Raw genomic sequence first — 10,764 nt, 5'->3', positions numbered from 1 at the left:
ATTTGGGTCGGAATTAAAACATTAAAATATAATAGATACCCATCACATATTTTGTTTTGTAGTCAAGGAGATGTCTTAATTAGAGAAAAAGATGGCTATTCTGAAAACATCGAGGGTTTTTATGAAAAATGTAAAAACCTCTAGCCTAACATTGATCATGTAGGTATGGGACAAATTAAAAGCCCTACATTTTAGAGCCAGCGTAAGTTGGTTTGAAAACCCAACTTTAAAAAAGGTCGTCTGAAAGTTTTTCAGACGGCCTCTTTACTAATGGCGTTCACCTTGTTTGAATGCTTCGGCTGTTGTTATCTTTTGAAGATATTTCATCACACATCAAATCTGCTGTAATCTAAAATCGCCATTTGCGAAGCGGCATGGGCTAATCATATTTGCCTTTTCAGACGACCTTTGCTTCGTATCCGTTACAATATCTGTTTTAAACCCTGCCTATCCGTTCCATGAAAACTCCGTTTCGCTCGTTTCCTGCCACTGTTTTGCTTGCGCTGCTGCCTTTGGGTTTCTTGGCGGTGATGGTGGTTGCGCCATTGGTGGCGATGGCGGCTTATGACGGGTCGGCTTGGTCGTTGGTATTGGCTGATGATTATATGCAGCATCGCTTGGTTTGGACGGTGGTTCAGGCGGCGGTCACTTGTGTGCTGGTTTTATTGCTTGGGATTCCGGTGGGGTGGTCGTTGGCGAGGTTGTCGTTTCGCGGGCGTGAGATGATTTTGCGGCTTTTGATGCTGCCGTTTGTGATGCCGACTTTGGTGGTCGGGGTGGGGGTGTTGGCTTTGTTCGGGGCAAACGGTGTGTTGTGGGGGGGCTGGCAGGATACGCCTTATTTGTTGCTTTACGGCAATGTGTTTTTCAACTTGCCTGTGTTGGTGCGCGCGGCGTATCAGGGTTTTTTGCAGGTGCCGCAGGCGAGGTTGCAGTCGGCGCAGACGCTGGGTGCGGGGGCTTGGCAGCGGTTTTGTTTTGTGGAATGGCCGGTGTTGCGCCCTTGGTTGGCGGGCGGGGCTTGTTTGGTATTTTTGTATTGTTTTTCGGGTTTCGGACTGGCTTTGTTGCTCGGCGGCAGCCGTTATGCGACGGTCGAGGTGGAGATTTATCAGTTGGTGATGTATGAGCTGGATATGGCTCAGGCGTCGGTTTTGGTGTGGATGGTGTTGGGTGTGACGGCATTGGCGGGGCTGCTGTATGCGTATTTGAGCCGGCAAACGGCTTCTGATAAGGCGGTTCGTGCGTTGCTGCCTCATCGCCCGCAATCTTTGGGCGAACGTGTTTTGCTGGGTTTTTCTTTAATGGTGTTGCTGCTGTGTTGCCTGTTGCCTTTGGTGGCGGTGGTTTTTCTGGCGGCATCGGCAGGCGGGTCTTGGGGCGTGTTGTTGGAACAGGAAACCTTGGCGGCGGGATGGAATACGCTGCGGTTTTCGGGGATGGCGGTTTTGACGGCGGTTGTACTGGGGGTGATGTATGCGGCGGTTGCGCGACGGGTGGCGTGGGTACGCGGTTTGGTGTTTTTGCCGTTTATGGTTTCGCCTGTCTGCATTGCCGCCGGTATATTGCTGCTTTATCCGCAATGGACGGCATCGCTGCCTTTGTTGGTCGCTACTTATGCGTTGCTGGCGTATCCGTTTGTGGCAAAAGATGTGCTGGCAGCTTGGGACGATTTGCCTGAAGATTATGTGTCGGCTGCGCGCGGTATGGGGGCAAATGCTTTTCAGACGACCTTGTATGTGACCGCTCCATTATTGAAACCTGCTTTGCGACGCGGTCTGACTTTGGCGGCGGCAACCTGTATCGGTGAATTTGCCGCCACGCTGTTTTTGTCGCGCCCGGAATGGCAGACGCTGACCACTTTGATTTATTCGTATCTGGGTAGGGCAGGGGAGGACAATTATGCGCGGGCAATGGTGTTGACGACGGTTTTAATGCTGCTGTCGCTGATGGTGTTTTTGCTGCTGGACGAACGTGAAAAGACTTGATGTCCGCTTTTGAAATGTAGCATGATGTTTATAGAGGTCGTCTGAAAACATTTCAGACGACCTCAAATCCATTTAGATTGTTAGCAATTCTATAGTGGATTAACTTTAAATCGGTACGGCGTTGCCTCGCCTTAGCTCAAAGAGAACGATTCTCTAAGGTGCTGAAGCACCAAGTGAATCGGTTCCGTACTATCTGTACTGTCTGCGGCTTCGTCGCCTTGTCCTGATTTAAAGTTAATCCACTATAAAAAGATACGCGGCGAAACCATGCCCCGACATTTTTATTTTCATTCGCTATCCTTTACAATACCTTCCTTTATCTTTCATTCCAGCTTCCTTATGAACGAACACGTTTCCGTCCCATCCCCTGTCGGCGAAGACTACCTGCTCTTAGGTCAGTACGCTGAACGCGCCTATCTCGAATACGCCATGAGCGTGGTCAAAGGCCGTGCGCTGCCTGAAGTTTCAGACGGCCAGAAGCCCGTACAGCGGCGCATTTTGTTTGCCATGCGCGATATGGGTTTGACGGCGGGGGCGAAGCCGGTGAAATCGGCGCGCGTGGTTGGTGAGATTTTGGGTAAATACCACCCGCACGGCGACAGTTCCGCCTATGAAGCGATGGTGCGGATGGCACAGGATTTTACCTTGCGCTATCCCTTAATCGACGGCATCGGTAACTTCGGTTCGCGCGACGGCGACGGGGCGGCGGCGATGCGTTATACCGAAGCGCGGCTGACGCCGATTGCGGAATTGCTGTTGTCCGAAATCAATCAGGGGACGGTGGATTTCGTGCCGAACTACGACGGCGCGTTTGACGAGCCATTGCATCTGCCCGCCCGTCTGCCCATGGTGTTGCTCAACGGTGCGTCAGGCATAGCGGTGGGCATGGCGACCGAAATTCCGTCACACAATTTGAACGAAGTCACGCAGGCGGCGATTGCGCTGTTGAAGAAGCCGACGCTGGAAACCGCCGACCTGATGCAATATATTCCCGCGCCCGATTTTGCCGGCGGCGGTCAAATCATCACGCCGGCGGACGAATTGCGCCGGATTTACGAAACCGGCAAGGGCAGCGTGCGCGTGCGTGCGCGTTATGAAATCGAGAAGCTGGCGCGCGGACAATGGCGCGTGATTGTGACCGAGCTGCCGCCGAACGCCAATTCTGCCAAAATCCTTGCCGAAATCGAAGAACAAACCAACCCGAAACCAAAAGCGGGCAAAAAGCAGCTCAACCAAGACCAGCTCAATACCAAAAAGCTGATGCTGGATTTAATCGACCGCGTGCGCGACGAGTCCGACGGCGAGCATCCCGTGCGCCTGGTGTTCGAACCAAAATCCAGCCGAATCGATACGGATACCTTCATCAACACGCTGATGGCGCAGACTTCGCTGGAAGGCAATGTGTCCATGAACTTGGTGATGATGGGGCTGGACAACCGCCCCGCGCAGAAAAACCTGAAAACGATTTTGCAGGAATGGCTGGATTTCCGCGTCGTGACCGTAACACGTCGTCTGAAATTCCGTTTGAACCAAGTGGAAAAACGGCTGCACATCCTTGAAGGTCGTCTGAAAGTCTTTCTGCACATTGACGAAGTGATTAAAGTCATCCGCGAATCAGACGACCCTAAAACCGATTTGATGGCGGCGTTCGGGTTGACCGAAATTCAAGCCGAAGACATTTTGGAAATCCGCCTGCGTCAGTTGGCACGTTTGGAAGGTTTCAAACTCGAAAAAGAATTGAACGAGTTGCGCGAAGAACAAGGTCGTCTGAATATCCTTTTGGGTGACGAAAACGAAAAACGCAAGCTGATTATCAAAGAGATGCAGGCGGACATGAAGCAGTTCGGCGACGCGCGCCGCACGCTGGTGGAAGAAGCCGGACGCGCCGTGCTGACACAGACCACCGCCGATGAACCCATCACGCTGATTCTGTCGGAAAAAGGGTGGATACGCAGCCGGGCCGGACACAACCTTGATTTGAGCCAAACCGCATTCAAAGAAGGCGACCGCCTCAAGCAAACCCTTGAAGGCCGCACTGTTTTACCCGTCGTCATTCTCGACTCATTGGGCAGAACCTACACGCTCGATGCCGCCGAAATCCCCGGCGGGCGCGGCGACGGCGTGCCGGTTTCATCGTTAATCGAGCTGCAAAACGGCGCCAAACCCGTCGCCATGCTCACCGGTCAGCCCGAACAGCACTACCTGCTTTCAGGCAGCGGCGGCTACGGCTTCATCGCCAAGCTGGGCGACATGGTCGGACGCGTGAAAGCGGGCAAAGTGGTGATGACTGTGGACAGTGGCGAAACCGTCCTGCCGCCGATTGCCGTCTATGCTTCTTCGCTCATCAATCCCGACTGCAAAATCGTACTGGCCAGCAGCGACCACCGTCTCTTGGCGTTTTCCATCGGCGAACTCAAAGTCATGCCCAAAGGGCGCGGTTTGCAGTTGATGTCGCTGACCGACGGCGCGTCTTTGGAACACGTCCTCGTAACTACGGCTGCGGAATTCATCGTTGAAACCGTCGGCAAGCGCGGTGCGGCGCATCAGGAAAAATTGCGCATTTGCGACATCGAGGGCAAACGCGGCAAAAAAGGGAAGGTTTTGGACATCTCAGGTCGTCTGAAAACCTTGTCCGCAGCTTCCGAATAAGCAACAGAGGAAACGATAACACATTGAAAACCTAGAAAACACGGTCGTTTTATGTTATGCTGACAAAATTAAAAAAATATTTACGACCGTCTGCGGAAATATTGCAGAACGATTTCAAAAACAGGTACTAATAATGATAAAAATAAACGAAAAGGGTTGCGGATATGAGTAAGTCCGGCTTTCAGGAACTGGGAAACCTGAGCGAGCGGATACCCGGTTTAATCAATATTGCCCGCATTGCCATCGTGCTGCCGCTGTTGGTTATGCATGCTTTCGGCGTTTACAGTAATGGCACCCATATCGGCATGTCATTCCCTCCCGTCGAATTTTACAGCTGGGCAGCGCTGTATTCTTTCCTCATCTTGTTATCCGTCGCCCGTCCGGACTGGCAATGGCAGACTTTGGATTTGCCCAATGCCAGCGCAGTCGTCGATATTTCGATGATGATGATACTGGTGTATATTGCCGGCGGAGTCGATTCGGGCTTCGGCATCCTTGTCCTTCCTTTCGTCGCGACGTCCTGCCTCCTCAGCTACGGGCATTATCCCATGCTGTACGCAGGTTATGCGTCCATGCTGTTCTTCTTCAATCTACTGCTCGACGGCAGCATCCGCCTGCATCCGTTTGATTGGGATACGCAGCCCCTGATTACTACGGTCCTGCTCTGCGGCGCGTGTTACCTCGTTGCCATGCTGACTTCGTTCGCCGCCCGCTATCTGGAGCAGGCGACCGAATCTGCTAGCCGCCATCAGCTTGCCTACCGCCGCATCAGCGGATTGAACCGCCTCGTTCTCAACCGCGTGCAGGAAGCCGTTATCGTCATCGACAGTACCCAGCGCGTTTGGCTTTTCAACAAACAGGCAAAAACCTATTTCCCCGGTTTGGTGGTTGACCAGCAGGAAGTCGTGTTCGGCGAATTGGTTACACGCTGGCAATATCATCCCGACAAACCGTTTGAAACCGATATCCACATCTTCCAACACGCCATGCACGTCCGCGCCGTCCCGCTGATTCAGGAACAGACGGAACTGCTCATGCTGTATGTCCGTTCGCTGCGCGAAGTCGCGGCAGAGGCCATGTCCACCAAGCTCACCTCGCTCGGACAGCTTACCGCGAACCTCGCCCACGAAATCCGCAATCCGATGTCCGCCATCCGTCACGCCAGCGATTTGCTGCAGGAAAGTGATGACGATGCCGAACCCGATCCCGTTAAAGCCAAGCTTTGCGGCATCATCGACAGCAACATCCAGCGCATCGACAAAATGTTGGAAGACATCTCCCTGCTCAACAAGCGCGACAACATCAGCCGCGAGCCGATCAACCTGATGAAATTCTGGCTCGACTTCAAACAAGAGTTCACGCTCAACAATTCCGAAGCCATCGGCTGCCTGCGCATGAACATGGACGGCAACAACCTTACCGTCCTCGCTGATGTGATGCACATCCAACAAATCATGTGGAACCTCTGCAATAACGCGTGGCGGCACAGCCGTCAGGACGAGAATGCGATTACCGTCCTGATCCGCCCCAGCGGCAGGATGCACATTTCCATCGTCGTTGCCGATAACGGCAAAGGCATTTCGCCCGAAGTCCGCAACCATCTCTTCGAGCCGTTCTACACCACTGAAAAACAGGGTACGGGATTGGGATTGTACGTTGCCCGCGAACTGGCGCACGCCAATATGGGCCAACTCCATTACCACCCCGAAATGAATGGATTCGAACTGATTTTACCGAGAGAACACAATGAGTAAGCTGCAAGACCCAGTATTGGTCGTCGACGACGAGGCCGACATCCGTGACTTGATGGAAATGACGCTGATGAAGATGGGGCTGCGCGTGCAGACCGCCGTCGGCGTAGAAGATGCCAAAGACAAGCTCGACAACAACGACTATTCCCTCGTCTTGACCGATATGCGGATGCCCGACGGCTCCGGCCTCGAAGTCGTCCAATACATAGACGAACTCATGCTCGACACCCCTGTCGCCGTCATTACCGCTTTCGGTAATGCCGACCAGGCGGTCGAAGCCCTTAATGCGGGTGCGTTCGACTACCTGCAAAAGCCGATTACCCTTTCCCAACTGCGTTCGCTGGTTAAATCCGCCGTTTCTGTTTCCAACAGCACCGACGAAATTGCCCAGCCGCCAACCGAAAAACCGTCCGCGCCCGTCGCTGCCGCATTCAACAAGCCTAAAACTCCACCCAAGCCGCCTAAACGCGACTTGAGCGGTTCTGTCTCCGTGCCCGAAAGCCTGCGTTCCATGAAAGAACGCTTTGCCACCGGCGAAATCGCCATGCGTGCGAACGAAGACGTGCCCGAATTAGGCGGCGAAGAAGATATGCCGCGGCTGCTCGGCAGTTCGCCCCAAATGGTCGAAGTCCGCCACCTGATCCGCCGCCTCGCCCGCAGCGGCGTGCCCGTTTATATTTCCGGCGAATCGGGTACTGGTAAAGAACAGGCTGCGCGTACCATCCACGAATTGTCCGATCGCGCCGACAAGCCTTTTATCGCGGTCAACTGTGGCGCGATTCCTGAAAACCTGATGGAAAGCGAATTCTTCGGCTATAAAAAAGGCAGCTTTACCGGCGCCGACCAAGACCGTCTCGGCTTCTTCCAACACGCCGACGGCGGAACGCTGTTCCTCGACGAAGTTGCCGACTTGCCGCTTGCCATGCAGGTCAAACTCCTGCGCGCCATCCAAGAAAAAGCTGTGCGCCGCATCGGTGATGCCCGCGAAACTTTCGTCGATGTCCGCATCATCTGCGCCACCCACAAAAACCTCGAAGCCCTTGTTGACAGCGGTGCATTCCGTCAAGACTTATATTACCGCCTCAACGTCGTTACCCTGCACATGCCGCCCCTGCGCGAAATGCGTGAAGACTTGGGTGCGCTGATTTTGTATCTGCTCTACAAACACCGCCACGGTACGCAAACCTACAAACTCAGCCCCAAAGCGCAAGAAGCCCTGCTGCATTACAGCTATCCCGGCAATTTCCGCGAACTCGAAAACATCCTCGAACGCGCCGTCGCCCTGACTGTCGGACAAGTTATCCAGCTGGATGATTTGCAAATCCAAAACACGACGACGCCCAAAAACGACCATCCAAACCTCAGCCTTGACGACATCGCTGATTCCGAAACACGAAAAGGCGAAACTTTGGATCACCAGCCGCTTCCGCCGTTTGACCCGCGCACCATGCAGATTCAAGATTACCTTGACCAAATCGAGCGTGGCATTATCGAACAGGCGTTGCAGCAAACCCGTTACAACCGCACTCAAGCAGCCAAGCTTTTGGGCATCAGCTTCCGTTCCATGCGCTACCGTATGGAACGTTTGGACATCAATTAAGTTTGCACTTTGCATTGTCTGCACGTTTAGGAAGCAAGCCCCGAAGATGTGCTTCAAATCTCAAACCGCGTATCTGCGCTTCGGTCGGATACGCGGTTTTTGATGATTATTATGCTCAGGGGTCGTCTGAAAAATTTCAGGCGACCTCCCTGTTTTAGGAGATTTGTGGATAAATACGGTTGAATATAGTGGATTAAATTTAAATCAGGACAAGGCGACGAAGCCGCAGACAGTACAGATAGTACGGAACCGATTCACTTGGTGCTTCAGCACCTTAGAGAATCGTTCTCTTTGAGCTAAGGCGAGGCAACACCGTACTGGTTTAAAGTTAATTCACTATGAAATGGTGGCGACAATCACGCCTGTAATATTGTGTTGTAAAGCCGTCAGTCCGACGCTTTGCCTACCGCCGTCCATATCTGAGCAAACTATCAAAAAAACGCCGAAATCTTTATAATTCGGCACATATCCTATTTTTCAGACGACCTATCTCCGATAGTGCATCCTTTTGTGGATTAACTGTGGATAAGTTTGTCCTGACCCCTTTCCAGGAATACCTTATGATCCGTTTCGAACAAGTTTCCAAAACCTATCCCGGCGGTTTTGAAGCCCTGAAAAACGTCAGCTTCCAAATCAAAAAAGGCGAAATGATATTTATCGCCGGCCATTCCGGTTCCGGCAAGTCCACCATCCTCAAGCTGATTTCCGGTATTACCAAACCCAGCAAAGGCAAAGTGTGGTTCAACAACCAAGACTTGGGCGAATTGAGCGACAACCAAATCGGCTTCATGCGCCAGCATATCGGCATCGTGTTCCAAGATCACAAAATCCTCTATGACCGCAACGTCCTGCAAAACGTCATCCTGCCGCTGCGGATTATCGGTTATCAGCCGCGTAAAGCCGAAGAACGCGCCCGCATCGCCATTGAAAAAGTCGGCTTGAAAGGCCGCGAATTGGACGATCCCGTGACCCTGTCGGGCGGCGAACAGCAACGATTGTGTATCGCCCGCGCCGTCGTCCACCAACCCAGCCTCCTGATTGCCGACGAACCCTCCGCCAACCTCGACCGCGCCTACGCGCTCGACATCATGGAATTGTTCAAAACCTTCCACGAAGCAGGAACCACCGTCATCGTCGCCGCCCATGACGAAACCCTCATGGCAGACTACGGCCACCGCATCCTGCGCCTCTCGAAAGGACGACTCGCATGAGCATCATTCACTACGTCTCGCTGCACGTCGAATCCGCGCGCACTGCGCTCAAACAACTCCTGCGCCAGCCCGTCGGCACGCTGCTCACCCTCCTGATGCTCGCCGTTGCCATGACTCTGCCGCTTTTCATGTATTTAGGCATCCAAAGCGGACAAAGCGTTTTAGGCAAGCTCAACGAGTCGCCGCAAATCACGCTCTATATGGAAACCGACGCTTCCAAAGCCGACAGCGATACTGTCCGCAACCTGTTGGAACGCGATGCGCGCCTCAACAAAATCCGTTTCATCAGCAAGCAGGAAGGCTTGGAAGAGCTGCAATCCAACCTCGATCAAAACCTCGTTTCCATGCTCGACGGCAACCCCTTGCCCGACGCATTTATCGTAACGCCCGATCCCGCTACGCCGCCCGCACAAATGCAGGCGATTTATCAGGATATGGTCAAGCTGCCCATGGTCGAATCCGCCACCATGGACACCGAATGGGTGCAAACGCTGTATCAAATCAACGAGTTCATCCGCAAAATTTTATGGTTTCTTTCGCTGACGCTGGGTATGGCGTTCGTCCTTGTCGCGCACAACACCATCCGTCTGCAAATCCTCAGCCGCAAAGAAGAAATCGAAATCACCAAGCTGCTCGGAGCGCCCGCATCGTTCATCCGCCGCCCCTTCCTCTATCAAGCCATGTGGCAGAGTATCTTCTCCGCCGCTGTCAGTTTGGGACTGTGCGGCTGGCTGCTCTCCGCCGTACGTCCGTTGGTAGATGCCATCTTCAAACCCTACGGCCTTAATATCGGCTGGCGTTTCTTCCATTTCAGTGAAGTTTCGCTGGTGTTTGGCTTCGTCATCGCCCTAGGCGTCTTCGGCGCATGGCTTGCCACCACGCAGCATCTGTTGGGCTTTAGGGCAAAGAAATAAAATCATCGGATTGAAGCAAAGGCAAAAAGGTCGTCTGAAACTCTAAAACAAGGTTTCAGACGACCTTTGATTGCCCGTCATTTATCGTATAAGGAAATAATATGCAGGGAAATCTACTACCACTCGACTATGACCTAAGTTTGAGCAAATTATTGAGAAGGATGGCGCAGATACTGTTCATCTTATCCTTGTGCTTGCCTGCCGTGAATGGAGCTATGGGTTTGCTAATTTGGTCGACAGGCTTATTTTTCTTGTGGCTTCCGTTGGGTTGGCCTACATTTGCCAATGTAATTTTTATTGTTTTATATATCAGATTGAATGATGAGAAAGAGATCTTGCCTTTGTTACCCTGTTTAATGTTAACCCTGATGATACCGGGGTCGATATTTGGGTTATCTGGTGTATTTGGTTGGGGATATGTGGTTTGGGTGATGTCGGGTATGCTTCTATGTGCAGATTGGCTGTGTAGCCTTATGCCGCACAAACAGCGCCTGATTGTCAGGTTGGCAATCATGGTTTGTCTGATATGGGCTGTCGGCTTAATAGGGCTTGGGTATCAGCAAAACTCAAACGATCAGGATATCTTTGAAGATCTCTATTTCAGTGTGTTTTACAATCCGTTAGGTATTATGAGATAAGTTTCGTATCAGC

7 protein-coding genes are annotated in these 10,764 nt (G+C 52.5%); all 7 read left to right on the top strand.

Annotated features, from left to right (window positions below):
- The first annotated feature begins 458 nt into the window (after positions 1-458).
- Entirely contained in the window at positions 459-1,988 is a 1,530-nt protein-coding gene (locus HMPREF1051_RS05105) for an ABC transporter permease (protein ID WP_003765337.1), read from the top strand.
- A 339-nt stretch (positions 1,989-2,327) separates the two neighbouring features.
- A complete protein-coding gene (gene parC / locus HMPREF1051_RS05100) occupies positions 2,328-4,637 on the top strand; it encodes a DNA topoisomerase IV subunit A (RefSeq protein ID WP_003765332.1) in 2,310 nt (769 codons plus the stop codon).
- A gap of 164 nt (positions 4,638-4,801) precedes the next feature.
- Entirely contained in the window at positions 4,802-6,391 is a 1,590-nt protein-coding gene (locus HMPREF1051_RS05095; protein WP_003765319.1) for a sensor histidine kinase, read from the top strand.
- Complete coding sequence (locus HMPREF1051_RS05090) at positions 6,384-7,988, top strand: sigma-54-dependent transcriptional regulator (protein ID WP_003765325.1); 1,605 nt, start codon at positions 6,384-6,386, stop codon at positions 7,986-7,988. The genes HMPREF1051_RS05095 and HMPREF1051_RS05090 overlap by 8 nt, the downstream gene beginning before the upstream one ends.
- Positions 7,989-8,548: 560 nt before the next feature.
- Positions 8,549-9,199 (top strand): cell division ATP-binding protein FtsE, encoded by a 651-nt coding sequence (gene ftsE, locus HMPREF1051_RS05085; protein ID WP_003765335.1) that lies wholly within the window; start codon positions 8,549-8,551, stop codon positions 9,197-9,199.
- Complete coding sequence (gene ftsX, locus HMPREF1051_RS05080) at positions 9,196-10,113, top strand: permease-like cell division protein FtsX (protein WP_003765321.1); 918 nt, start codon at positions 9,196-9,198, stop codon at positions 10,111-10,113. The genes ftsE and ftsX overlap by 4 nt, the downstream gene beginning before the upstream one ends.
- A gap of 140 nt (positions 10,114-10,253) precedes the next feature.
- Complete coding sequence (locus tag HMPREF1051_RS05075; protein ID WP_231286266.1) at positions 10,254-10,751, top strand: hypothetical protein; 498 nt, start codon at positions 10,254-10,256, stop codon at positions 10,749-10,751.
- Positions 10,752-10,764: the final 13 nt, after the last annotated feature.

This window comes from Neisseria sicca VK64 (genome assembly GCF_000260655.1).
GTDB classification, from domain to species: Bacteria; Pseudomonadota; Gammaproteobacteria; order Burkholderiales; family Neisseriaceae; genus Neisseria; species Neisseria sicca_B.
This window is presented reverse-complemented; position numbering and strand designations above follow the sequence as displayed.

Bases quoted from the DNA above. Each gene is read 5' to 3' on its own strand.
- HMPREF1051_RS05105 (WP_003765337.1), top strand. From the start codon at position 459: ATGAAAACTCCGTTTCGCTCGTTTCCTGCCACTGTTTTGCTTGCGCTG.
- parC (WP_003765332.1), top strand. From the start codon at position 2,328: ATGAACGAACACGTTTCCGTCCCATCCCCTGTCGGCGAAGACTACCTG.
- HMPREF1051_RS05095 (WP_003765319.1), top strand. From the start codon at position 4,802: ATGAGTAAGTCCGGCTTTCAGGAACTGGGAAACCTGAGCGAGCGGATA.
- ftsE (WP_003765335.1), top strand. From the start codon at position 8,549: ATGATCCGTTTCGAACAAGTTTCCAAAACCTATCCCGGCGGTTTTGAA.
- ftsX (WP_003765321.1), top strand. From the start codon at position 9,196: ATGAGCATCATTCACTACGTCTCGCTGCACGTCGAATCCGCGCGCACT.
- HMPREF1051_RS05090 (WP_003765325.1), top strand. From the start codon at position 6,384: ATGAGTAAGCTGCAAGACCCAGTATTGGTCGTCGACGACGAGGCCGAC.